This window comes from Peribacillus muralis (genome assembly GCF_001439925.1).
GTDB lineage: Bacteria > Bacillota > Bacilli > Bacillales > DSM-1321 > Peribacillus > Peribacillus muralis.
This window is the reverse complement of the sequence record NZ_LMBV01000020.1, coordinates 13240-39433: the sequence shown is the minus strand read 5'-3', so window position 1 is coordinate 39433 and position 26194 is coordinate 13240. Positions and strand designations below refer to the sequence as shown.

General features: G+C 43.0%; 23 protein-coding genes. 7 read left to right on the top strand and 16 right to left on the bottom strand.

What is annotated here, in order from left to right:
* Positions 1-19 precede the first annotated feature (19 nt).
* Complete coding sequence (locus ASU00_RS18870; protein ID WP_057915019.1) at positions 20-910, bottom strand: diacylglycerol/lipid kinase family protein; 891 nt, start codon at positions 908-910, stop codon at positions 20-22.
* A 404-nt stretch (positions 911-1314) separates the two neighbouring features.
* Between ASU00_RS18870 and yhfH (ASU00_RS24705) the strand changes: the two genes are divergently transcribed.
* The 3 genes from yhfH (ASU00_RS24705) to ASU00_RS24695 all read left to right on the top strand — a co-directional run bounded on the left by yhfH (ASU00_RS24705) (position 1315) and on the right by ASU00_RS24695 (position 1790).
* Complete coding sequence (gene yhfH / locus ASU00_RS24705) at positions 1315-1452, top strand: protein YhfH (protein WP_082630474.1); 138 nt, start codon at positions 1315-1317, stop codon at positions 1450-1452.
* A 49-nt stretch (positions 1453-1501) separates the two neighbouring features.
* Positions 1502-1619, top strand: a 118-nt coding sequence (yhfH, locus tag ASU00_RS26395) for a protein YhfH (RefSeq protein ID WP_152983799.1), incomplete at its 5' end; no start/stop codon positions are given.
* A gap of 102 nt (positions 1620-1721) precedes the next feature.
* Entirely contained in the window at positions 1722-1790 is a 69-nt protein-coding gene (locus ASU00_RS24695; RefSeq protein WP_413783534.1) for a hypothetical protein, read from the top strand.
* A 141-nt stretch (positions 1791-1931) separates the two neighbouring features.
* Here ASU00_RS24695 and ASU00_RS18860 read toward each other — a convergent pair whose 3' ends face one another.
* The 14 genes from ASU00_RS18860 to ASU00_RS18795 all read right to left on the bottom strand — a co-directional run bounded on the left by ASU00_RS18860 (position 1932) and on the right by ASU00_RS18795 (position 20013).
* On the bottom strand, positions 1932-3566 hold the full coding sequence (locus ASU00_RS18860) for a PucR family transcriptional regulator (protein WP_057915017.1): 1635 nt from the start codon (positions 3564-3566) through the stop codon (positions 1932-1934).
* A gap of 197 nt (positions 3567-3763) precedes the next feature.
* On the bottom strand, positions 3764-3979 hold the full coding sequence (locus ASU00_RS18855; protein WP_057915016.1) for a hypothetical protein: 216 nt from the start codon (positions 3977-3979) through the stop codon (positions 3764-3766).
* 17 nt (positions 3980-3996) lie between these two features.
* Positions 3997-5481 (bottom strand): NCS1 family transporter, encoded by a 1485-nt coding sequence (locus tag ASU00_RS18850; protein ID WP_057915015.1) that lies wholly within the window; start codon positions 5479-5481, stop codon positions 3997-3999.
* A gap of 49 nt (positions 5482-5530) precedes the next feature.
* Complete coding sequence (gene hydA / locus ASU00_RS18845; protein WP_057915014.1) at positions 5531-6949, bottom strand: dihydropyrimidinase; 1419 nt, start codon at positions 6947-6949, stop codon at positions 5531-5533.
* Between the two features lie 14 nt (positions 6950-6963).
* A complete protein-coding gene (preA, locus tag ASU00_RS18840; RefSeq protein WP_057915013.1) occupies positions 6964-8250 on the bottom strand; it encodes an NAD-dependent dihydropyrimidine dehydrogenase subunit PreA in 1287 nt (428 codons plus the stop codon).
* A 27-nt stretch (positions 8251-8277) separates the two neighbouring features.
* On the bottom strand, positions 8278-9636 hold the full coding sequence (locus ASU00_RS18835) for an NAD(P)-dependent oxidoreductase (protein WP_152983798.1): 1359 nt from the start codon (positions 9634-9636) through the stop codon (positions 8278-8280).
* A gap of 604 nt (positions 9637-10240) precedes the next feature.
* Positions 10241-11503: a GTPase HflX gene (gene hflX / locus ASU00_RS18830; RefSeq protein ID WP_057915011.1), complete on the bottom strand. Its 1263-nt coding sequence runs from the start codon at positions 11501-11503 to the stop codon at positions 10241-10243.
* 329 nt (positions 11504-11832) lie between these two features.
* Entirely contained in the window at positions 11833-12564 is a 732-nt protein-coding gene (locus ASU00_RS18825) for an anti-sigma factor (protein WP_057915010.1), read from the bottom strand.
* Positions 12557-13120 (bottom strand): RNA polymerase sigma factor, encoded by a 564-nt coding sequence (locus ASU00_RS18820; RefSeq protein ID WP_057915009.1) that lies wholly within the window; start codon positions 13118-13120, stop codon positions 12557-12559. Before ASU00_RS18820 ends, ASU00_RS18825 begins: the two co-directional genes overlap by 8 nt.
* A gap of 198 nt (positions 13121-13318) precedes the next feature.
* Positions 13319-15442 carry a heavy metal translocating P-type ATPase gene (locus ASU00_RS18815; protein WP_057915008.1) on the bottom strand — a complete coding sequence of 708 codons (2124 nt, stop codon included), beginning with the start codon at positions 15440-15442 and terminating at the stop codon, positions 13319-13321.
* Positions 15435-15803, bottom strand: coding sequence for an ArsR/SmtB family transcription factor (locus ASU00_RS18810; protein ID WP_057915050.1), 369 nt, complete (start codon positions 15801-15803; stop codon positions 15435-15437). Before ASU00_RS18810 ends, ASU00_RS18815 begins: the two co-directional genes overlap by 8 nt.
* Positions 15804-16242: 439 nt before the next feature.
* Positions 16243-16443 carry a cold-shock protein gene (locus ASU00_RS18805; RefSeq protein WP_034304915.1) on the bottom strand — a complete coding sequence of 67 codons (201 nt, stop codon included), beginning with the start codon at positions 16441-16443 and terminating at the stop codon, positions 16243-16245.
* Positions 16444-17133: 690 nt separating this feature from the next.
* Positions 17134-18831 carry a methyl-accepting chemotaxis protein gene (locus ASU00_RS18800; RefSeq protein WP_057915007.1) on the bottom strand — a complete coding sequence of 566 codons (1698 nt, stop codon included), beginning with the start codon at positions 18829-18831 and terminating at the stop codon, positions 17134-17136.
* Between the two features lie 12 nt (positions 18832-18843).
* The gene (locus tag ASU00_RS18795; protein ID WP_057915006.1) at positions 18844-20013 is read right to left on the bottom strand and encodes an ATP-grasp domain-containing protein; all 1170 of its coding nucleotides are present in this window, start codon (positions 20011-20013) and stop codon (positions 18844-18846) included.
* Positions 20014-20469: 456 nt separating this feature from the next.
* Between ASU00_RS18795 and ASU00_RS18790 the strand changes: the two genes are divergently transcribed.
* The 3 genes from ASU00_RS18790 to ASU00_RS18780 are packed head-to-tail and all read left to right on the top strand — an operon-like array spanning position 20470 to position 23936.
* Positions 20470-22215 carry an ABC transporter ATP-binding protein gene (locus ASU00_RS18790; protein ID WP_057915005.1) on the top strand — a complete coding sequence of 582 codons (1746 nt, stop codon included), beginning with the start codon at positions 20470-20472 and terminating at the stop codon, positions 22213-22215.
* A 27-nt stretch (positions 22216-22242) separates the two neighbouring features.
* The gene (locus ASU00_RS18785) at positions 22243-22917 is read left to right on the top strand and encodes a response regulator transcription factor (RefSeq protein WP_057915004.1); all 675 of its coding nucleotides are present in this window, start codon (positions 22243-22245) and stop codon (positions 22915-22917) included.
* Entirely contained in the window at positions 22914-23936 is a 1023-nt protein-coding gene (locus tag ASU00_RS18780; protein WP_057915003.1) for a sensor histidine kinase, read from the top strand. Before ASU00_RS18785 ends, ASU00_RS18780 begins: the two co-directional genes overlap by 4 nt.
* Before the next feature lie 114 nt (positions 23937-24050).
* On the opposite strand, the gene pdxR is transcribed toward ASU00_RS18780, so the two are convergent.
* Positions 24051-25463, bottom strand: a complete 1413-nt coding sequence (gene pdxR / locus ASU00_RS18775; protein ID WP_057915002.1) for a MocR-like pyridoxine biosynthesis transcription factor PdxR — start codon at positions 25461-25463, stop codon at positions 24051-24053.
* Between the two features lie 106 nt (positions 25464-25569).
* Here pdxR and ASU00_RS18770 point away from each other — a divergent pair, with 106 nt between their 5' ends.
* A complete protein-coding gene (locus ASU00_RS18770; protein ID WP_057915001.1) occupies positions 25570-26112 on the top strand; it encodes a pyridoxamine 5'-phosphate oxidase family protein in 543 nt (180 codons plus the stop codon).
* The last annotated feature ends 82 nt before the right edge of the window (positions 26113-26194 follow it).

Below are 26194 nucleotides of genomic sequence, written 5' to 3'. Positions count from 1 at the left end.
TGGCAGACAGGCTCAATTTTCATGCTGTTCCTGGGACAAAAAGACGAAGATGTTTTTGCAATACTGTGGCCTGAAAAGGAAGGAGGAAGCCTTCATCGCCATCAATGTTGACTTTAATGTCCGTGGGAGTGGATAAATGAAGTTTTGATGTTTGAATATATTCAACCTCATCATGCCCCTGGATCTCCCCTTTCATTAAACTAGGGATGATCTTAAGGAGAAGGGGAAGGGACAAGTCTTTAATGATGAAGGTGTGCAGCTTTCCATCATTCACTTCCGCCTCTGGTGCAAGTTGCTCGAAACCACCGACAGAATTAGTCATTGTGCTAATCAGTAAATGGGCCTCACCGAGCCATCTTCCTTGATCATGTTCAACCGTTAACGAAAATGGATTCCTCTTAATTACAGCTTTTGCTCCTTCAAGGAAATAGGCAAAGGAGCCGAGGCGGGTTTTTTGTTCAACGGACACATTATAGGTTGCCTCGGCAATTGGGCCGACCGCCAAGACATTCATGAAGTACCGATCATTGATTTTTCCGATGTCCGATTCTTTTATTTCCATATCTTTTATGATGTCTATAGCTGCTTCGGGGTTCAAGGGGATACCTAAAGACCTAGCGAAATCATTTACTGTACCTAGCGGGATGATTCCAAAAACCGGACGATGTTCCTGTTCCGCCAGCCCATTCACGATCTCATTCACCGTTCCGTCGCCGCCCATGGAAATGACAGCATCGAACCTGTTGATACAGGCCTCCTTGGCAAAATTTGTAGCATCTCCCTCGCCCTTAGTTTCACGAACCGTCACCTGATCATACATCTCCCCCAATACCTTTTCTGCAATCGGCAAAATCTTACCTGCCTTTTCCTTACCCGAAGATGGATTTATGATAATCATCACTATCGACATAAGCTACCTCCCATTTAGATACTTCTACTTGCAAGATACCTCTTTACTGAGTTCCTAAAACCAACATGTTATTTATTTTGGTTGCGATTTTTTGCTTTATCGAGATTCTTCATATCCACGGCTGTTTACGTTAGGACAAAATAAATTTTAAATTTTCTGTAAAATACCTATACAATTTCCAAATTCGGGTATATACTGTATTATAACAACAGGCAAACAACCCAAACTGTACTATAGGGAGGATTAAAACATGCAAGCAAATTTAGTCATAAACGATACCATCACACGTTGCCCCGAATGTGGTGAAACACATGTCGATCACACAGATCTCCATTTATGGGAATGTGATCGCTGCCTTTCCAGACGCGAAGAATAAAACTTTACTTGTTAAGGAGGAGATCAACATGCAATTGAAAAAATCAATTGAATTTTTCAACAGTATTCCAGTAAAGCATTGTCCCGAGTGCGGTGACCACATCATCGAACACGCTGAATCCTACTTAATGGAATGCGACCGTTGCCTTTCCAAGCGCGAAGACTAATTCAATCAATACAAGAGGAGGAATCGTTATGCAAACTAAAAATCCGTTNGGAATTCTTCAGGAACTTGCCACCTAAACAATGTACGGAGTGCGGCACCCCTATCACCGAGCAAGCTGAGTCGTACCTTCTGGAATGTGATCACTGTCTTTCCAAGCGCGAAGTCTAATTCATTCAAATACAAGAGGAGGAATCGTTATGCAAACTAAAAACCCATTGGAATTCTTCAGGAACCNTGCCACCTAAACAATGTACGGAGTGCGGCACCCCTATCACCGAGCAAGCTGAATCGTACCTCTTGGAATGTGATCATTGCCTCTCAAAAAAAGATGAGTATTGAAAAAGGATGCTGACATCACACTGCATACAAACCATTACGATGTCAGCATTTCCCCTGTATCAGTATATGAACTTCCCCTTTCATTTATCTTTTCTCACACATGCAAAAAGGATGCCCGTTGGACACCCTCGTTCTTTTTTTTTACTTACCCATATATTTATTCACTTTATTCCCGCTGACGTTCCTGCTGCTGTACTGAAGGAAGTCCAGTGCAAGTATCATGAATTCCAGGCCGAGCCGCTTATCTGAACGCATGAAATCGGATCCTAACAGCTTCTCTAGCTTTTCAAGCCTATGATATAAGGTTTGCCTGACGATGAATAGCAGTTTTGATGTTTCCTGTTTAGATCCGTTACATGCAAGATAGGTCTTCAGGGTAGGCATTAACTCTCCGTTGTGCTGCCTATCATACTCAATGACAGGACCTAAATATTCGTGCACCGTTTCCTCCAGGTTTCCATGTTTATTCAAGAGCGAAATCATCCGATGCATATGTAAATCCTGATAAAAGATGCTCCTGCTCTCCTCTGGTACACGATCCTGAAGCAACAGGGTCTCGCCTGCCGTTTCATAACTTTTATAAATCTCACTTAAGCATTGAACATGTTTTCCAAAGCCAATCGAAAGCTGCCCCATCCGATTTCGGCTGCCCAGATCCATTTTCATCATGCGATCAACTGCACTTGTCACCCTTGATTTCCAATCTTCAGATGAGCGATTATCGCCTAATATGAACGCTAGCTGATGGTCAATTTCCACAGGGAAAACCTGAAATCCATACTGTTCAAAAACCGTCCTGAACATTATCTTAAAATAGGTTTTATCTAATTTTGCCGCACTTTTATTATTCCTTGCATGCTGTTTGCAAATGCACACAATTCCGCCATCTAGCTGCATCTTCGAGTCGATATAAAAAAGCCTCTCCCGAATCGCTTCATCGCTAAACTCACCCTCGATCCAGTTGGTCAGCCATTTACTTTCTTCCGACATTTTTTTATCTTCTATGTATAATTCCCTTAATAGATGCTGGGCCAGCGCTGTAGCCGTCCTATCCAAAATGAGCGAATCAAAGTCCGTCAGCTCTCTTTCATCACTGTATATGAACAGTTCCGCATATTCCTCGCCGAGCACTTGAATCGCTTGTCTAAGAATTCTTTTGTCATGATTCGTTTTTTCTTCGTAATAGTCCGCTACCATTTGATAAGCTTCTTTTTTCTTGGTTCGTGGAATGATGGCCATGTCACTTTCATTAAAAATCAGTGTAACCTGTACATGTAAATAACTATGGAGAAATTTTAGAATTGGTTCATAATGGTCAATTTCGAGGAGATTTTTATTCAACTGCTGGGAGTAGTTTTCTAAGTTGGAGATCATCTGATATTGTTGATTGATGATTAAGGAGTGGATATCCTGCGTGATTTCAACAAAAGGCACTTCTTCGTGAAATAGGATGATAGGGAATTGCTGTTCATTTGCAAGATCAATGGCACATTGCGGCACTGTCATCATGTTGGAGCCGATTTCTATACAAAGTCCAGCAGCGTTGCAATCAATCAGTTGATTTAAATAGGAAAGAAATGTATCCTCGCAATTTTTCCAACCTAAGCCGGTGGTCAAAATCAATTCATTTCCATTTAATAAATGGCTGATTTGGGTGACTTCCATACAGTGGACCCACTTCACATGACGCTTTATTCCACTGCTGCCTGCGATTATATCCGTCAGGTTGAAATACTTGCGCAATAGAATTTCCTCAATTGTAATCGACGTATTCATCCATTCACATCCTTTTATAAACCTGCTTTAACACCTATTATATACGGATAATCTTCAAATCTCCAGATACTTGTCAGATAATCTAACGTCAAAATTCTACATAAATTTCCAATTTATTTTACTATGACTCTTTATAAAAACGATCGTACTAAAAAAAGCCCATTCTTTAAGGAATAGGCCCCTTAAATATTACACTTTCAATTCAACTTCCTGAAAAGCAGTGTAGAGAAATATTTTCTTCCTTCAGGAGTTTTGATGTTCAGCTGCTTCCATTCCTGCTTCGTGCCCTCGATCAGTTCAAAATCGAGAAATGCTCCACTTAAATTTTCTGAAACCCGGGTGATTCGATATCCTCTTTCAAGTAAGAAATCGATTTGCTCCCTTTCCAAGCGATATTCCTGATATTCGGACATTTGCATTCCCCCTTTTTTTATACATTCTCCCCGCCAGTTGCAGCAGTAATGACGATTTGTTCTTCAGGCTCTACATCGTTTTTAATTTTCCAATCCCTTCCGACCGATATACCCAAATATAACTCATCACTGGGATCAATGATCTCAGCTTGTTCATATTTCTTGAACCACCAAAACTTTGCCAATATATAATAGCTTGCACAGCCAAGGACAAACCCAATGATAAATGAATAATTCGAATAAATCGTGGCGCCGATTCCGCCAATCGCCCAAGAAATGATGCCAGCCCAATTCACGCCATTTAAGTATTTATATTGACCATCTGCCTCATAAAGATCTTCTACATGAACCCTCCGTTTCCGGAGGAAATAATAATCAGCCACAAGGATACCGACAATGGATGCGAGAATTCCACCAATTATCAATAAAACCTCTATTATAATGCCGAACAGGCTCCAAGGCTGAACGACGATCCCGATAACCCCCGCTACAACGACCCCTGCCCAAAATGGCACCCTCGGACCCATGACATTGGAAAAAATGGTGGCGGCGGGAATGACATTGGCTGACGTATTCGTCGACCATTGAGCAAAAACGATCATGATCAACAGAACCCCAAGTGCTATTCCGTTTGCCGATCCCTGTATGGCTGCGACAGGGTCATAATTGGAAACAGCCATATAAGAAACCGCTCCGATAATGACCATGAACGTTTGAGTGATGGGATAGGTGATAATATTCCCTATGATTTGCCCCTTATTGCGCTTGAACCAATTTTTTTCATTTTTCGGCGCCTTTATAAAGCGGGAGAGTGTCGGCATATCAGCCGCCAGCGTCCCCCAAAATCCCATATTTGCCATGATGACGACCATGAAAGCCGTGGCCGCCGCGCTGCCAGTAGCCGGACTTTCAATCCAGGTCCATACTTCTCTGCCTTGGGCCACAGCTTGATCGGAAAGAGTAAAATACATCCAGCCGGAAATCAAAATGATAACGGGCGCTGCCAAGTCGGCAAACCGTTCTATCGACTTGATTCCCATTGCCGTGTTCACCAATTGTAAAACGGCAAAAATGAGGAAGCAGATGAACCAATTATCAAAATCAAATAATGTTGCAAATATCGCATTCATCGCAGTAGCCCCAAAGTAGGTGTTAAGGCCAAACCAGCATGAAGCGACAAACCCGCGCACAACCGAGGGGATATGGGTGCCAATCGTACCGAAAGGCGCCCTCATATAGACAGGGAAGGATATGCCATGCTCCACTCCGATATCTCCTGTCATTGTCATCAAAAAGCCTAGAACGACACAGGCGATGACCGTTGCAAGCACGACCCAGCCTAAGGATAAACTTTGGACACCGTTCCCACCAATCGCGAAGGCAGCCAATACCACGGCCATCCCCACCCAAATGAACCCAAATCCAGCTGCACTTATGTTTTTCTCATTATGAGGGATGGGCAGCAAATCGGGAGACTTTAAATAATCCTTCTTCTCACTCATAAAAAATCCCCCTCTACTAATTTGCCTTGCCTTTAGCGTTACCGAAGCCTCAAACCGGCAGCTTATTTCCTGGAGCCGCCTTCATCTCCGCATTGTATTTTGCCCTTTTCAGGAATTGTCCATTTCCTGCCTCACCCACAAACTGCTTATCCTTAATGACAAATTCCCCTCTCGATAGGACCGATACCGGTTCTCCTGTAACCGACATGCCTTCAAACGCATTATAATCCACAGCCATATGATGTGTATCGACGGATAGGGTCCTTTCCACCTCCGGATCAAAAATGACAATATCGGCATCGGAGCCTACCGCGATCGTCCCTTTTTTCGGGAATAATCCAAAAAGTTTGGCGGCACGTGTAGAAGTCACGTCGACGAACTGATTCAAGGTGATGCGCCCTTTCATGACACCTTCGGAAAAAAGGATACTCATGCGGTCTTCAATCGTCGGACCGCCATTCGGTATTTTCGTGAAATCCTTGCTTCCTAGATCCTTTTGACCTTTGAAATCGAAGGAACATTGATCGGAGCCTATCGTTTGCAACTGGCCCATTTTCAAGGCATTCCATAGAACTTCCTGATTCTTCTTAGCCCTTAATGGCGGGGACCACACATATTTTGCTCCTTCGAAATGCGGCTTTTCAAGATAGGTCTGATCCAAGACCAAATATTGCGGGCAAGTCTCCCCCCAGATATCAACGCCTTTATTTCTTGCCTCGGTGATCTTTTCAACCGCCTCTTCACAGGTGACATGAACGACATAGAGCTGTCCGTTTGCCATTTCCGTCAGTTTTGCGGCCCGTCCGGTTGCTTCTCCCTCAAGCTCCGGCGGTCTTGTTAGAGCATGATATATAGGTTCCGTGTTTCCTTTTTCAAGTGCCTGCTTCGTAAGATAATCGATGACATCACCATTTTCAGCATGAACCATGACAAGTGCACCAAGTTCCTTCGCCTGCAACAAAGTGCGGTATAGTGTGGCATCATCGGCTTGAAAAACATTCTTGTAAGCCATGAACACCTTAAATGAAGAAATCCCTTCATCACCGATGATCCTCGGCAATTCAGCAAGTACCTCGTCATTGATCTCGCTGATCATTAAATGGAAACCATAATCTATTGCGGCCTTTCCATTAGCCTTTTTGTGCCAAGTTTCTATCGCTTCCTTTAACGGCACCCCTTTTTCGGTCAAGCAAAAGTCGATGATTGTTGTCGTGCCTCCATAGGCTGCAGCAATCGTACCCGTTTCATAATCATCTTTTGTCGTCGTCCCGCCAAACGGCATATCGAGATGGGTATGCGGGTCAATTCCTCCGGGAAAAACATAAGCGCCCTTTGCATCGATGATTTCGGCACCCTCTGCTGCCAGATCCTTGCCAATCATGGCTATCTTCTCATTTTCAATTAATATATCGGCTTGATACGTATCTGCAGCGGTTGCGATCGTTCCGTTTTTAATGATCTTCTTCATAGTAAACCCCTCCATCATTTTACGAAATCAACACGTTCATTACCTATGTTCCCAAGGAATTCCTGGCGTTCATTCCACGTCATGGGTGGCAATTCATTGGTCAATTCAATCATATCGATCGCCCCGTCTGCCGGGCATACGATCGAGCAAAGATTACAGCCTACGCAATCTTCTTCACGTACCCTCAGGAAGGAGATGCCTGACGTGTCCTTTAACATATCTATGCATTGATGCGAAGTATCCTCACATGCAATATGACATTTATTGCAGTTAATGCAAACATCATTATTGATGCGTGCCACTACCTTATAATTAAGGTCCAAGTTCCCCCAATCGGAATATCGCGCAACCGATTTACCGACAATATCCATTACTGAGACTATCCCTTTTTCATCGAGGTAATTGGACAAGCCTTCAATCATGTCCTCGACTATCCTAAACCCGTGATGCATGGCAGCCGTACATATTTGCACGCCCGTTGATCCCATCAATAAGAATTCCACGGCATCCTGCCAATTGGATATCCCCCCGATTCCGGAAATGGGAAGATCGATCCTTGGATTCCTTGCACACTCTGCCACCATGTTTAAAGCGATCGGTTTCACCGCCGGTCCACAATACCCTCCATGGGCCCCCTTGCCGCCAACATGGGGAATCGTATTCCATGAATGGATGTCCACACCCGCTAAAGAGTTAATCGTATTGATCATACTGATTGCATCCGCCCCCCCGCGAACTGCCGCCTCTGCCGTGACCGTAATGTCGGTTATATTCGGGGTAAGCTTGACAATGACAGGTTTCGATGCAGCCTCCTTTGCCCAATAGGTTTGCTTTTCCACAAGTTCAGGAACCTGTCCCGAAGCAGCTCCCATGCCCCGCTCCGCCATACCGTGCGGGCAGCCAAAATTCAACTCGTACCCATCGACCCCAACATCTTCTATGCGCTTGATGATTTCATGCCACTTTTCCTGTTGTGGCTCCACCATAACCGAGGCAATGATCGCATGATCGGGGAACCTCTTTTTCGTTTCATATATTTCTTTCAAATTCACTTCAAGAGGCCGATCGGTAATTAATTCGATATTGTTGAAACCGGCAACTCTTTGTCCATTAAAACTAACCGCGGCGAAGCGTGATGAGACATTCAGGATAGGATCGCCCAACGTTTTCCAAACGGCGCCTCCCCAGCCAGCCTCGAATGCCCGCTGGACTTGATACCCTGAATTGGTGGGCGGTGCTGAAGCAAGCCAAAAAGGATTGGGTGATTTAATACCTGCAAGATTTATTGATAAATCAGCCATGATAAGCCTCCTAATTCTCATTAATTATTAAGCGATATCCTCTGCTCCGCCCATTAAAATCCGGGCAATTTCATAGGCTGTATCCTTTCCTTGCTGGGCAGCCGACACAACCATTGCCTCACCTTGGCCTTTTCCGAAAATCACATCTCCGCAGGCGAATACTTTTTCATTCGACGTTTTATAGGAGTCCGCTTCCATTATAACGACGCCATCATCATGTTGAATCCCGAATTGTTCAATCAACCCAATATACCTGGATTGGCCTATGGCCCGGATGACCCCATCGACAGGTATCACAAACTCCGATCCGGATACCGGGACCGGTCGGCTCCGTCCATCTTCCCCTGCCTCACTAAGTACCATCTTCACACATTCGATTCCCGTTACATGACCGCTTTCATCCGATAAGATCCTCGAGGGAGTGGTCAGCCAGTGAAATCCGACACCCTCTTGTTTGGCAAACTCGAATTCAAAATCATAGGCTGTCATTTCCTTTTCGGTTCGACGATAAATTATCGCCACCTGTTCGGCACCGAGGCGTACCGAACAGGTCGCGGCATCAATCGCTGTATTTCCGGCCCCGATCACCGCCATTTTCTTCCCGATGAATGTATCGCTGATGACTCCCGTTTTCGTTGCCTTGACGAAATCGATTGCATCATAAACCTCAGCCAAATCCTCTCCTTCGATTCCGAGCTTCGGAACACTGGACATGCCTACCGCTAGTATGACCGCATCGAAGTCGGCAATCAGCTGGTCCGCAGAAACATCCAACCCGACACGTGTATTCGTTTTAATTTCAACATCCAGACTTTTCACCTGTTCGACTTCCCAATATGAAATGCTCTGTGGCAATCGAAAGGATACGATTCCGTACGTATTCAACCCTCCTGGATTTTTTTCAGCTTCGAAAATGGTTACACTGTAGCCAAGCAAGGCTAATTCCCTTGCTGCAGATAAGCCCGCTGGACCGCTTCCTACAATGGCCACCTTTTTGCCATTCTTTTTTCCGGCCTTGAACAGAGCTTGCTTATTTCGGATGGCCCAATCTGTGGAATAACGCTGGAGATTGCCAATCAAGATTGGCTTGGTAGAATGGTTGAGGACACACGCTCCCTCACATAACTCTTCGGTCGGACATACCCTGGCGCAGCTGGCACCGACGGGATTGGCTGTCATGATTGTCTTTGCCGATCCTTTATAATTACCTGATGCGATTTTCTTAATGAAGCTTGGAATATCTATCCCTGTCGGACAGGCCTGAATGCATGGAGCATCGTAGCAGTATAAACATCGGTTCGCTTCTTCCAAAGCTTCCCTGTGGGACAACCCCCTCTCCGCTTCCTGAAAGTTCATCTCAAGATCATCTTTTAACGGACTTGTCATTTCCATCCACAATTCCCCTTCCAAATTTTCTTTGTTTACATGTGTGGATTTCAAGCAGCACCAAGGTTGTATCCATAGTCATTTATGCCGTTTTTTTCTATTATTCTTTAAATTAGCCAAGCCGTGGTCCCTGATACCTCCGGCCATTAATTAGCCCCCTCATATCTAAAAAAACTCATACACAGATCATGAACCTGATAATTGAGTATTCTTTATTTTATAACGATAAAAAATAAGATACATTATACAAAGTGTAAAGTATTACCAGATTAAAACTGTTCACAATGTAATACTCATGTTACATTTCCTAACAACAAACGATAATCATTGTCATTTTTCTACAATCAACCTCACATTTCATCACTTGAATGGATGCATATTCATGCAACAAACTTATCAACACTTTGTCCACATAAAAAAAAAGCCCCAAACTTTATTCAAAGTTTTTTCGGGCTTTCTTACCTTATCCACAACTTATACACAAAGCATTTCATTTTAACTTGATTTTTTTTGCGGGACAAAAGCATCCAAACAAAAGTTATCCACAAAACTGATCTTCATTTTCCACTTATCAACAAAAATCAAGGTAGTTATCCACACTCTTTTAATCCGGCTGAATGACGTACCGATTATATCTCTCATAATCCTCTTTCTTACATTCAAGCTTGATACGGTATCCACTTTCTTCATAATCAGTTTCCGTTATATGACCATTATCATTAAAGAAAGATACGAGCTGGCCTTGATCAAACGGAATCAGCATTTCACAGCGAATATAGTCCGTAAAAATATGTTCCCGAATTTTCGCGACCAATTCCTCGAGACCTACTTTTGTTTTTGCTGACATATATATGGCGTCGCGATTCACTTGGGGAATCTCCAATACGGTAAGATCCGCTTTATTAAAGGCGAAAATCGTTGGAATTCCTTTAATGCCGATGTCATTTAACGTCTGCTCCGTTATCTCCATTTGCTGTTCATGATCAGGATTGGAAAAATCGACAACATGAATCAATAGGTCTGCCTCCACCACCTCTTCCAATGTCGATCGAAACGCCTTAACAAGATGGTGGGGCAATTTTGAAACAAAGCCTACTGTATCGGTCAAGAGGAATTCCTTCTTATCGGGTAACGGAATGTTTCGCACCGCTGTCTCAAGTGTAGCGAACAGCATATCCTTTTCCAAAACCTGCTTCTCGTTAGTCGGATGGAACTTCTCGATTAAAGCATTCATGATTGAAGATTTTCCTGCATTCGTATAACCGACTAATGAAACAACAGGGATGGCATTCTTTTTCCGCTGTTTCCTCTGCGTTTTCCGGTGTGCCACAAGGTCTTCAAGTTCTTTATTCAAAACACTTATATTTTCCTCGATTCTCCTGCGATCAAGCTCTAATTGCTTTTCACCAGCTCCTTTGTTCGTTCCCACCCCACCACTCTGACGGCCTAATGACTCCCTTAAGCCAACGAGACGCGGGAGCATATACTGAAGCTTCGCCACCTCTACCTGAAGCTGTGCTTCCTTCGTCTTCGCCCGGTGCGCAAATATGTCCAAAATCAAGATCGTTCGATCAATCACCTTGCAATCCATATCTCTTTCCAAATTTCGCAGTTGCGAAGGAGACAGCTGATCATTGAAGATCACAACGTTTGCATCTTTATATTCAACAAGTTTTTTCACTTCCTCAATCTTACCGGTACCGATAAAATGAGAAGAGTTCACCCGATGCAAATTTTGAGTAATGGTCCCGACAACGTCCACCTCACAAGCTTCCGTGAGGTTGGCCAGCTCCTCCATTGAATACTCAAAATCCTTCTGTCCATTAAGATTGACGCCAACAAGGATTGCCCTTTGTTGTAATTCCATCCTTTCAAATCCCTTCTTTACATGCCTACTCCACAAGCGCATGCTGCACTAAAAGTCAGCCACATTGTAGCACATTAACCACTCCATGCATAAACTTTGCCTGCCCATCCTCATTAGAATCTCTCATGCTTGATAGTCAATTCAGCAAAAAAACAGGAACGTCCCCCTACCATTTTCTTCATTGGTTCTCAAATGTAGTGCTTTACTCGTGTTTCACGCTTTCACGGAGGTTGCTATCATAACAAAGCAAAAACGTTTCGGAAGGGAGACCATTCCGAAACGTTTTTGGCTATAATCTGAGGACGGGAGCTTTCGTCCCTGCCCATTCGCTATAATTCACTGCTCAAGATAATATCCCCTTTAGGAATTTTGCTATCATCCGAGGGCTCTAGCGTGATTGCGACGGTATCCCACTTATGCTCACCAGCTTCATCCAGGCGATACGTCACTGCTCCCAAGCCATCGTCATTCGGCACGAATGTCCCGGCTCTATATGGCTTACCCTTCTCCAGAAGCCAAACCTGATACACCTGTGATCCCTCTGGCGGTTCAAGATTTTCAGCTTGAATGATCATTTCCGTTTTATCGTTTTTCTCAACCATCGTCGCCCTGCCGTTGAAAGGAACGCCTTCACCTGGTTTCAAGGCTACACTCGTCTGAAGCCTATCGATGGTTTCCCGTTTTTCCCCTGCGTTATTATCCGTTTCATCTTCGGATAGCAGCGCATAGGCATTGCCAAGCAATGAGGCGAATAAGACGGCTGCCACTAATGGCTTTACCCACCGATTTCTTTTTCTTTTTTCAGCAGTTTGCTGTAATACAGGCTGTTGCTCTTCTTTATCCGTTTCAAACACATTTCCCAAGATCCGCTGTTTCATATCACTTGGCGGATCAACCGGTTCAGCTGTAAATGTCAAGTCTTTCGTTAGCATCGCTAGTTCATCTAATTCCTCACGGCAATTTCGGCATTCCGCGAGATGCTTTTCAAACTTCCTCCGAGGGACTTCATCCAATTGTCCGTTGAAGTAATCTAACAGCCATTCACATGGATTATTATTCATCAAGCTCTCCCCCTTTACTTAACTTTTGCGGGATAATCTTTCGTAAATGTTTAAGCGCCAATCGGACTCTCCCTTTAACGGTTCCGAGCGGGATTTCAAACTCCGAGGCGATGCTCTGTTGTGACAGGCCTTTATAATAAAACAGGTGAATCATTTTTTGTTGCTCCTCGCTTAATTCCGAAACGGCCTGCCTCAGCATGGCCCCTTCTTCCTTCCACTCGACGAGATTTTCGACGCTGGGAGTCTCACTCGGAATCTGTTCATATTCAAAATCGGAGGGTATATCCCTTCTTTTTCTTAACAGATCGATACTTGCATTTCGGGTCATCGTCATGATCCAGCTGGAGAACTTCCCTTTGGATGCATGATACGTCCCCTTTTTCGTCCAAATTTTTATGAACACTTCCTGAACCGCTTCCTCAGCCAATTCCTTCTGTCCCGTAACTTTATAAGCCAGGGAAAATAAGAGCTTTTCGTAGCGATCATATATTTTTTCGAGGGCCTGCTTATCCCCCAAATGAACTTTCTCGTATAGCTCTACATCTATATCGTTCATTGAAGTCCCCTTCCTACCATAATTACTTATTATAGCAATATTTGGATCATCCATAACAATTTCTATGTTCTAATCTATGTACGTTTTGAAAAAGAAAATGGATGCATCCTTTTTTAAGTTTCACATGAAACAATTGGAAAGATCGAATAAAAAACTCCCCGCACCTAAAATAAGCAACGGGGAACATATATGAAACTTCTATTCTTTTATTCTCAATAACCTAAGACTGTTCAACGTGACTAATAAGGTCGCACCCATATCGGCAAAAACCGCCATCCATAAGGTTAACCAGCCCGGGGCGATCAATAATAACGCCAAGATTTTGATCACTAAGGAAAACGTGATGTTCTGCTTAATGATTTTCAACGTTTTGCGGCTTAAACGAATCGTATAAGGCAATCTCGATAAATCATCACCCATTAAAGCGATATCGGCTGTTTCAAGTGCGGTATCCGTTCCCGCACCACCCATCGCAATCCCGACCGTGGAAGCTGCCAATGCCGGAGCATCATTGACACCATCACCCACCATCGCCACTCGACCATATTTTTGCTTCCATTGCTTGATGATCGTCAATTTATCTTCAGGCAATAGCTCTGCTTCAATTTCATCAACGCCTGCCGCTGCTCCGATCGCTTTTGCCGTTCCGCTATTGTCCCCCGTCAGCATTATCGTTTTTTCTATACCGAGTTCATGCAATTTGCGAATCGCTTCCTTGCTGCTTTCCCTAATTTCATCAGCGACTGCAATAAGCGCCAGGAGCTTCATATGATCACCGATCACCATTACCGTTTTTCCTTCATGTTGAAGGCTGCTGATTTGCTCAAGCACCTCATCAGGATAAACTAGCCCTGCCACTTCTTCCAATAGATGCGGTTTACCAATGTAATAGGTCTCTTGATTGATGTTCCCTTTTATCCCTTTGCCAGTGATGGCCGTGAAATCCTCTACCACTAAAGACCGATACCCCGCACCTTGATCCTCCGCCTTTTGAAGAATGGCAGTGGCAAGAGGATGTTGTGTTCTGCTTTCCAAAGCAGCTGCAATGCCAAGTACATCCTGTGGAGTAAAACCTTCAGCCAACAATTTCAAATCAGTTACAACAGGAACACCCTTCGTTAACGTACCTGTCTTATCAAATGCAACCGCATTTATTGCCCCCGCTTCCTCCAAATGGATTCCGCCCTTAATCAATACTCCATTTTTCGCTGCATTTCCAATAGCTGTAACTATGGCAATCGGGGTGGAAATGACCAGTGCACACGGGCAGCCGACAACGAGTACAGCCAATCCCCTATAAATCCACTCGGCCCAATCCCCGTTCACCACAAGCGGTGGCAAGACCGCAAGCCCCAGAGCAATGAGCATGATAGCCGGCGTATAAATCTTAGCAAATTTATCCACAAAGGCCTGGGAAGGCGCTTTTTCAGCCTGTGCTTCTTCAACTAGATGTATGATTTTCGCAATCGTCGTATCCTCGACCCGCTTCGTGACCTCCACTTCCAGCAACCCTTCACCATTTAAGGTTCCTGCAAAAACCTCACCATCAACCGTTTTATAAACCGGCTCCGCTTCCCCTGTAATGGCTGCTTGATTAAGCGTCGAGGCCCCCTTCATGATCCTGCCGTCCATAGCAAGCTTCTGACCTGGTTTAACGATCATCGTGTCGCCGACCTCTATTTCATCAACAGCGACCATCATTTCGTGTTGCCCTCTAAAGATCAGAGCTTCTTTAGGCGCAATATTCATCAATGATTCGATCGAATTCCGGGCTTTATCCATCGAATATTTCTCCAGCGCTTCACTGATGGCAAATAAGATGACGACAGTCGCCCCTTCGCCCCATTCACCGAGTACAGCCGCTCCGAGGATGGCAACCGTCATCAAGGTGTGCATATCAAAGCGAAGGCCAAAGAGATTCTTCAAGCCATTGATAAATAATGAATAACCTCCGATTATGATGGCTGCCGCATATCCGATTACAGGCATCATGCTTCCTTCACCATATCGGTTATCCAATACCCAGCTAATCAACAACAGGATGGCCGAGAAAACCACTTTAATATTTTCTTTTTGTTTCCAAAAGGGCTCCTTAAGGGACACCTGTTCCTGTTCACCCCGGATTCTCAGGTTATCAAAGGCTCCTGCCCTTTCGATTTCTTCAATCGTCGCACTTCCCTGTACCGAAATCTTTGAAGCGCCAAAATTGATTTTAGCGTCCTCCACACCTTCCAGGCTACGGACATTATTCTCAAACTTAGCCGCGCAATTCGTGCAGGATAGACCTTGGATACGATATGTTTTTGAAGGCAATTCAGCCATCTGACCTCACCTCCTGCTTGTGTTCTAATGCTATAAGAATAAGTTGCTTGATATGGTGATCATCCAATGAATAAAAAGCCAGCTTGCCTTCTTTTCGATATTTGACGATGGCATGCTTATAGAGAGTGCGAAGATGATGTGACGTTGTCGCCATCGAAGCACCGATGATATGGGCGAGATCGCACACACATAATTCCTCGTCCTCACAAAGCGCATAGGCTATTTTCGTCCTATTTTCATCACCTATCACCTTAAACAGCTTCGATATGCTGGATATATCAACCTGGCCCATTTCTTGCTGAATGCGATTGACCTTTACTTGATCATGCAGATGGACTTCACATACATCTTTTTGTTCCATCATCTTCCCACACCCTTCATTCAAATCTTCGTTTGATTATACCATACCATAATTCATTGAATATTCAAACCTGTATTTGAATGAATACTTCCCCCTCATCGGGAAAGCCGCCTATATGTCTTTATATGTAGCCTATGGGTTTTTGTTTCACTTCAAGCGAATTATACTTCAAACAGGGGTCAGAGTAACTTACTATTTCCACGACATCATTTTCACCAATGATTGTTGGATTTACCTACACCTCCCTTGAAACGCATATTATATATAATTTAATAATTTCTTGGAAACTATGATATACTTAGTCAAACCTTTTTAAGCGCTTTACTTTACTTGTACCGTTTTCCCTGCTCAATGCTGAGCAGGGTTTTTTGTTTCACGTTTTCACAAAACAAAAAAGGCAGACCCCGAAAATCGGGATCTGCCTTTATTTGTTTTGAAATTATGCTTTTTGAACGTTAGAAGCTTGAGGTCCACGTTGACCTTGTTCTACTTCAAAAGTAACTTCTTGGCCTTCGTCTAAAGATTTGAATCCTTCGCTTTGGATAGCTGAGAAATGTACGAATACGTCGTCTCCGTTTTCGCGTTCGATGAATCCAAAACCTTTTTCTGCGTTAAACCATTTTACTTTACCTTGTTCCATTGTTGTTGCCTCCTAGTGCATTAGCACATTGTATTACTATCCTTGCTCTAAGTCATCATCGAAAACGAAAAGTAGTACTTTTAGTATCCTTAGTACCGAACAAAAATAATTAAGACTAAGCATAACATTAAATGGTAGCGATTGCAAATGGTTTGCCCAAACTTTTTTTCAAGCAATTTTTAATACTCTTTATATTGACTTACAAAATAACCCATACACCTCAAAGCCCAACCCAATAAAGAACAGCGTAAACACATGTAGTTTTCGCCAAAAACTCTCCCAACATTGGTAAAATTACACCCTTATCTTGGAAAGCGTCGCCTGCGGTGCAATGGAACGTTCTCTACAACCATCAAATCGGTAGGCAATTTGAAATCTATCTTTGTTCTAATGCACATTGGATTGGAACGGTCATGGTAGAAATCCTCAAAAAACTTTGAGAAGCTACTTCGTTATAATGCAGAGTGGAATGGAACGGAGGGCGCGACACTCCTGCGGGAAATGCGTGTCTACTTGAGATCCCGCAGGCAAAAAGCCGAGGAGGCTCAAGGACCGCCCGCGGAAAGCGAGCGCCTGCAGTGCAATGAAACGTTTATAGTACAATCTCACAAAAAAACTGCAGGCAAACTCCAGTATTATCGGGTTTGTCTGCAGCTGAGCAGGCATCATAACTAGCCTGCTTCAGTTCCGTTATTTATCGGTAGTAGTGAACTTTTCAACCATTTCTTCCAATATCGCTGATTTGTTTGCTAACTCCTCATTTTGTTCCTTCAATCCATTCATGATCATACTTTGTTGAATCGCTGCAGCTGAGATTTGCTCAGTGGTTGCGACTCCCTCTTCCGAAATCGCTGCAATTTCCTGGATTGATGCTAAACTTTCATCAGATGACTCATTGATTTTTTTCGAGTGGGTGGCCAAGTGTTCCGTGCCTTTCAGCAATTTCTCTACGGAATCGAAAATCTTATTAAAAATCTCGCCGTTGTTTTCCACTAAGGAAACACCCTTCAATATATCTTCAAAACTTTCATCGTTATTTTGGATGACCTTCGCCGTTTGCTCATTGATCCGCGTGATCGATTCGGAAATGACATCGATTGATTCATCGGTTTGTACAGCCAATTTCTGCACTTCCTGGGCAACTACCGCAAAGCCCCTGCCGGCATCCCCCGCCCGTGCCGCTTCAATGGAAGCATTCAAGGATAGCAGGTTCGTTTGCGAAGCAATGACCCTTATTAAACCGATCACTTCGTTTATCTTCACTACATCCTCTTCAAGGCTCACCAAATTAGCTTTATTCGCTTGGCCGTTTTCCATGATTTTACCCATCTGGCTCGTTACATCCTGCACTTGTTCACTCCCTTGCTCGGCAAGTGTGTTCGCATGCATCGTAAATTCATTCATCTTGTTCGTTTGCTCATTCATTAAGCGGGTTGTATCCGTCAAATCACTGATCATATTGGAAATTCGATCAATATGATGGGCACGTTCTTCTGAAGCCTTCGCTTCCTCCGTTGTCCCCGTTACGATCTGGCTATAGGATTCCACCATCTCCTCAAAGGATTGATGGATGGAAACGGTGGTTTGACTCATCGCTCGCGCGTGTTCACGTACATTATCGATGATATGGGACAAACTTAATCTCATATCCTCAAAACCATTGGACAGATCTCCAATCTCATCTTGTCTGCCAACCGGAATCGATTTACTTAAATCCCCTGCCGCCATTTCACTCGTGTAGCCAACGAGTTCATTAACGGGACCCGAGATTTTTCTCCCGATGACAACGGCACATAGCACGCCCAATATAATAGCACTTGCAAGAAATAAAATATTATAGAATATCATTCTGCTTTTCAATTCATCAATGAACTTCGCATCCATATCAATTCCGATAATGGCGTCCGTTCCATTGATTGGCGTAAAGTATGATTTGTGCGTACCCCATTTATCTTTATATATTTCACTTAATACATCTTCTTGTCCATTTATCGATTTAGCCTGCTCCGGCGTGAATGGCGATTGCACCATATAATCATCGCTGCCATTCAAGGCTACGATCGTATCGGCATCGTTCTCCCGCTTCAACACATACACATATTCAATGCCCTTTTTATCTTCAACGAAGGCATCTAATTTCTGCCTGATATCTTCTCCCCGTTCCGAAGCTTTGTTGATCAAAGTCGGATTGAGGCTTGCTGCCAAGCTACGGGCATTTTCAGAAAGTCGCTCATCGAATTGCGGAAGGACATTCTCATTGATCATTTTATTCGTTATGTAGGAAAAGCAAAGACCCATGGCACCTGCAAAAAGGACAAATGGAATGATATAAAATAAGAATAGCTTTGCCATTAGTGAATTTTTTGGATTCAGCTTTGAAAATCTCATTCTCTTGCCCCCTTAAGTTAAAGCCAATTGTTTTATCGTCAAGTATGGAAGTAAGTCCAAGTGAAGAAGCTGACGGTTGTTGTTCAAATTCTCGCTTCTATAAAATATGATCGCCAGGCTCCGGTCATTTTGAAAAGGAAGCTGCCTATATTCCAAAACCTGTTCGAATTCATGTTGCAGTCCATCATGATCGATGTGCGCAACTTCCTCCAGATTTATTTCCAGCGGAACCTCTGCAAAGAAAAAGCTATATGTCGCATCATCCATCTCTGCCAATATCGAATTCCAATCTGGTTTCGTACCTGCGAAATAGTGTTCATACATGTTCATCCCATATGCATGATAGCCTAAATCGGTTGTACCCGCTCCAGCAAAACGAAGGGGGTTGATTTCGATCGGTATCACCCTATCCCCTTTTTTGCGAATTTCAAAGTGCACAGCGTAGTTGCTAAGCGGAAGGACCGTTTGAATATTTTTCATGAAGGTTAGTGCATCATCATAGATTTCGTTAATGGCAACCTTTGAAGTGTAATAAATTCGATCGGAGGTATCATAATCATCCTTGAATAATCGTTTGAAGACATTCAAAATGACCGGCTCACCATCTTGATTGTAATAACCATCAATGGCATACTCCTCCCCTTGTATCCACTCTTCTATCAAGATGGTTTGGGAACCGACGACATCGGAATCATACAACCCATCCGAAAGAAGCAAATCCTCTTTAAGCTGGGCCACGGCTATATCCCAGTCCTGCTCATTCTTGACTTTATGTACGCCAACACTTGAATAGCCGATATTCGGCTTGATGACGACCGGAAACGGTATTCGGTCTTTATCCATATCATCTATCATCGATAAATCGATATCTTGAAAATGGAAATCGGGATATAGAGATTTCGTTAGCTTACGGACCTCCCCCTTATCCTTCAATAACTTAGACCATATGTATTCATTGCTATCAGGTTGAAAATGACCTAATAAGGTGATGCCATTTTCAGAGTTTGTCAGAATTCTTTGTTCCATCCCCATGGACTTAAAAAATTCTGTATCGTTTTTAATATTCAACTTTTTGTTTGTTATCGCGTCTCCCCATTGCCCCTGTTCCAAAACTGGAATTTGCTCTTCGACCAGAACCTTTAGAAGAATTGGTGATACAATGGATTCATTCAAAATAATCATGTTTTCCACCTAACTTATACTGTTTTTTATATCCCCATATTTAATCGGCTAAAAGAACCATTTTTGAAGTCCGTTTTAGCCTTTTACTCCTATTTATTGTTTTAAAATAGTAACTTCACCTCAAAAAAACATGATTACACCCTCTTCCGCCTATTAACAGCTATACTAAAAACAGTTAATAAGAACTAGACTTGGATTCTTTTTTGCACAATGCAAAGCCCAGAGCTCTATCCCTGGGCCGCCAGTTCTATATTTTAACACGAAATTATTGTTCCTTGGTTAATACGGTTTTTGCTATCTCATTATCCACGCCTTCGTTTTATATCATTCATTCGTGTTTGCATGTCCTTCAAGGCGCCTATAACAAGCAAGTTCTTAAAATCAGTTCATATTCAATTCATAACTTCTTTGTATACTATCCTTTATAATGAAGATCAAGAAAGGATGTAAATAAATATGAAACAAGAAAAAAAGCAACAAGGCTGGAGCCAGTTCATCCGATTGGTTCAACAAACGAAGCCTTCTAAGATAATGATCGGGCTTGCATTACTATTAAGCTTAAGTACAACAGGCGTAGGTTTATTAGTCCCACTATTCACAAAAAACCTGATTAATGATTTCTCAATAAGTTCACTAAGTACGGAACGGATCACACTTCTCGTTCTCGCCATCATCATTCAAGCCTTGGCCAGCGGGTTTTCCATCTATTTATTGAATAAGATCGGTCAATCTGTAGTAGCCGGCATCCGCGATCAGCTTTGGAAAAAATTGCTCGTATTACCCGTTGATTACTTCGATGAACATCCATCGGGCGAAACGGTCAGTCGGATGACGAATGATACAACGGTAGTGAAAGGCTTGATTTCGGAGCATCTATCCAATTTCGTTACCGGAATCATATCCATCGTAGGCGCCATGATCGTCTTATTTGTACTTGATTGGAAAATGTCACTGTTGATGTTCATTGCCATCCCACTCTCTGTTTTAATAATACTGCCACTTGGGAAGAAAATGCACCGCATATCGATAGGGATGCAGGATGAGACAGCAAGCTTCACTGCAGTCCTCCAGCAGGTTCTTACGGAAATCCGGCTTGTTAAAGCATCGAATGCAGAAACATTCGAATATGAAAATGGTAAAAAGGGAATTACCCAATTATTTCAATTTGGTTTAAAGGAAGCAAAAATCCAAGCGCTGATCGGTCCGCTGATGAGTCTCGTCATGATGGCATTACTCGTACTCATTTTAGGTTATGGAGGGATGCGTGTTTCCTCCGGGGCATTGTCAGCAGGTGCACTAGTTGCATTCATCATGTATCTTTTCCAAATCATCATGCCTATGGCGCAGTTGGCAGCTTTCTTTACACAATTCCAAAAAGCCACCGGTGCAACGGAACGCATCATTTCCATTCTCGATTCTGAAAAGGAAGAAGATGCAAAGCTCGAAGTTCCAAATGGCAGTCAATCCATCACAGTGGATCACCTGGATTATCGTTACAAAGATGGTGAACAAGTGCTAAAAGATATCAATTTCACGGTTGAAGCAGGCAAGGTTACCGCGATTGTCGGACCGAGCGGCAGCGGGAAAACGACCCTTTTCTCATTATTTGAGCGGTTCTATAAACCACAGCAGGGCTCCATATCCTTAGGCGGGACATCGATAAACGATTTCACACTCCTTTCATGGAGAAGCCAGATCGGCTATGTTTCACAGGAAAGTCCGATTGTATCCGGTACAGTTCGAGATAATATCTGCTATGGAATCGATCGGGATATAACAGATGAAGAGTTAAATCAAGTCGCCAAAATGGCGTATGCTGATCAGTTCATTTCCGAGCTTCCTAACGGCTATGATACGGAAGTTGGTGAAAGGGGGATGAAACTATCCGGAGGCCAAAGACAGCGAATTGCGATCGCGCGTGCCTTTTTAAGAAACCCTAAAATCTTAATGCTTGATGAAGCTACCTCTAGCCTGGACAGCAAATCGGAGCATGTCGTCCAGCAAGCATTGAATGATTTAATGAAAGGACGGACAACGATTGTCATTGCCCACCGCTTATCGACCGTTGTTGGTTCCGACCAAATCATCTTCCTCGAAAAGGGGAAAATTACAGGCAGCGGGACACATAAAGAACTATATGAAACGCATGAATTATATCGTGAATTTGCACAGCAGCAGTTGCACAAGCTTGAGCTTGCTTAATTCATTCACCGAAAGGACAGAAGAAGGATGACAAAGATATTGATCGTCGATGATGATGCCCATATTCGTGAACTGATCCAGCTCTTATTAAGAAAAGAAGGATTTGATCTATATGTCGCCCCGGACGGACTTGAAGCTTTGAGTGTAATGGAGAAGGTAAAAATCAATTTAGCCATCATTGATATCATGATGCCTAATATGGACGGATGGCAATTATGCAAGGAATTGCGGGAATTCAGTGATATCCCGATATTAATGCTGACGGCCAAGGGTGAAACGGCGCAGAAGGTAAAGGGATTTGAACTAGGGGCGGATGACTACCTTGTAAAACCATTTGAACCAATCGAATTGGTTCTAAGAACAAAGGCCTTATTAAAACGCTATAAAATCACCACCTCCCAAACATTGAATATCGGCGATTTACAGATGAACCGCAAGACACATCAACTGTCATTCAAAGGAGAGGAATATACGATTCCACTAAAGGAATTCGAGGTGCTGTTTAAATTGGCAAGCTATCCTGGAAAAACTTTTTCAAGGGAAGAACTGATTGAAGACATATGGGGTTATGACTATGAAGGTGATGAGCGAACCGTCGATGTTCATATAAAAAGAGTGCGGGAACGGTTTCCCGAATTGGAATTCCCCTTTCGGATCCGGACAATCTGGGGATTGGGTTATCGTTTGGAGCTAACGAAATGAATGTCTCCTTTTTTAAACGCATTGTTGTCTTTTTGACATACACTTCCGTTTGTTTTTCAGCTGGGTATTTTATCATTCAGCTATTATCTGTAAGGATATCCGGTTATGTCCAGTATCTGGCGACAATCTTGACCAGCATCGCGATTATGATGCTCACAGGCTACCTGATCCATACTTTCAACCACAACAAACGCAGCAACATCTACTTGGATATCATTGATGCATTAAGGAAGATTGCCAATGGCGATTATAATGTCCAATTGGACTTTAACACGGGTAAGAAAAACGAAATGACGGAAATCATCAGCCATTTCAACCATATGGCCAAGCAACTGAAGCAAATGGAGGAAATGCGGCAGGAATTCATCTCCAACGTCTCACATGAAATCCAATCGCCGCTCACTTCCATCGTAGGATTCGCACTAGCGCTTCAATCGAATAAACTGACAAAAGACGAAAGCAATCATTACCTCCATATCATTGAGACGGAGAGCAGGAGATTATCCAAATTGAGTGATAATCTTCTGAAGCTTACCTCCCTAGAATCCGAGCATCACCCCTTTGAAAGGGCGAACTGCCGGCTTGACCAGCAAATCCGCTCGATCATCTTGGCCTGCGAACCGAATTGGCTCGAAAAAGAACTAGAAATGGATATATCCTTGGAAAAAGTTTCGATTTTCGCAGACGCAGATTTAATGAGTCAAGTATGGACCAACTTAATCCATAATAGCATCAAGTTCACCCAGCATCATGGCACAATCACGATCAGCCTCCAACAGGTCGATGATCAAGCAAAGATCACAATATCCGATACCGGCATCGGCATTTCAGAGCAAGATCAATTTCACATTTTCGAGAGATTCTACAAAGCCGACCTGGCAAGGGAACGCACAAAAAGCGGCAGCGGCCTAGGACTATCAATCGTAAAAAGAATCATTGATATGCATGATGGGTCAATAACCGTCAAAAGCGAACTCGAAAAAGGGACGACCTTCACGATCCTGCTTCCTATTTCATGAAGGACAACAAAACCAGCTGACCTGTCAGCTGGTTTAACTAATTGTAACATTGCTTTTAGAATGATATCCGCCCATAGCTTTTTGAGGAACATTATTTTAAATCATTTCAATGCTTTATAATTCAGGAAACCAAGCATTTCGAAGGACAGCAATTCCTTTTTCGATATCCTCTTCAGAAAGTCCGCCAAAACCGATCATCACCAATGATGGCTCCGTCTCCTTTCCATCCACCCAAAAAGAAGACGTCTCATATACCCTCACTCCAGCTGCTTTTGCCTTGTCCACCAATTCTGCTGTAGGAATATTTTTAACCTTCACCAATAGATGGACTCCCGCCTTTTGGCCGATGATTTCCACGTGGTTCCCCATATACTTGTTTAATGCCTGTATAAGAGATTGATGCTTCATCTGGTACACTTTTCTCATTTTCCGAATATGGCTTGTAAAGTGTCCCTCGTTCATAAATACATACAATGCTTTTTGGATGATCGGCGAAACGGATTGGCTATAATGACTGCATCTGTGATGGTATACCCCCAATAAACGTTCGGGCAAAACAATATAACTCATTCGTACTGCAGGTAAAAATGATTTGGAGTATGTACCTAAATAGATGACGCTCCCATTCGTATCCAAAGCTTTTAAAGATGGGATTGGTTGACCTTGATATCGGAATTCACTGTCATAATCATCTTCTATGATAAAGCTGTCATTATGCTTGGCCCACTCCAATAATGATAACCGTTTCTGGATTGGAAGCACCATCCCATATGGAAATTGGTGGGAAGGTGTGATGTAGGCGACTTTGGCTTTACTTTTCCTTAGCCTTTCGATATCCATTCCATCATGTTCAAGACTTATCGGTTCAATTGACCACCCATGATTGCTGAAGACCGTTCGGGATCCGCCATAACCTGGATTCTCCATGGCGACAGTTTCTCCTTGGGAATGGAGCAATTGAAGAATAAGGCTGAGTGCATGCTGCGTTCCTGAACAAATCACGATTTGCTCCATGGAACAACGAACCCCTCTTGCCTGAAAAAGATAATTAACCAATTCAGTACGAAGACCAACATCCCCTTGTCTTGGCCCGTACTGCAATAACTGTTCAGGTTCCCCAAGTAATGCTTTATTCAAACACCGCTTCCAAAGCTGAAGCGGAAAATTTTCAATATCAATGTCTCCATATTTGAAGTCATACTTAACTGGTGTGTCATGATCGACCGATACTTTGGGATTCATATGCAGCTCTCGGGAAAAGGGTAACAGAAACGATTGCTCCAAAGGCAGAACCGTTAGCCCAACTCTTGGCCTGCTTTCTATATATCCTTCTGCTATCAATTGCTGATAGGCATTATCCACCGTATTTTTACTGATTTTTAATTGGGCTGATAAATAGCGGATCGAAGGCAAGCGAGACCCCTCAGGTATATCGCCCTCTTCTATCCCTTTTTTTATGTATTGATACAGCTGAACATAAATGGAAACGCCATTCTGCTTATTCAGTAAAGGATTTACCTCTAACATAGTACCTCCATCTGTCCCAATCCATTTTAAAGAAACTGTCACTTTTTAGATGGACAATATTTTAATACACTCATTATATCTTATTTGTGATAAAGGAGTGTCGGCAATGAAACAAAACACTAGATACATGCAAAGATTCTGTATGAATCAAGCACAAATCAACGATTTCTTATCAGTAGCACAGACTGGTTTTCTAGGATTGGTTGATCGAGAAGAACCTTACGTCATTCCTTTGAACTTTGTCTGGAATGAAGGAAGCTTCTTTTTTCATGGTGCAGCAGCAGGAAGAAAAATAGACATCATGAATACGAACCCCCACGCTTGCTTTACAGTAAGTGAGAATTACGGAACGATGGTCGATCCTATCCCGGCAAAAACTGATACTGCTTATATGAGCGTTATCGCGACAGGAATCGTCGAAATCATCAATGATTTGGATGAAGCTACTAATGCCATGCAGGCAATACTGGATAAATATGTACCGAACTACTATGATTCTCCTCTATCAAAAACACATGTGGATAAATACCGCTCCTCCCTAGGCAGCAAAACCGTTATATTCAAAATCACCCCCATCACGATGACGGCAAAAGAAAATGGACTGGATGAACAAAAGAAATACTATCCTGGACGAACGATCCATAACTGAACATCAACCAGAAGTAGAATACAATCGCAACAGAGCTTCCCTTTAGTGTACCTTGAGCTTAAATAATATCTTTTTTTTAATA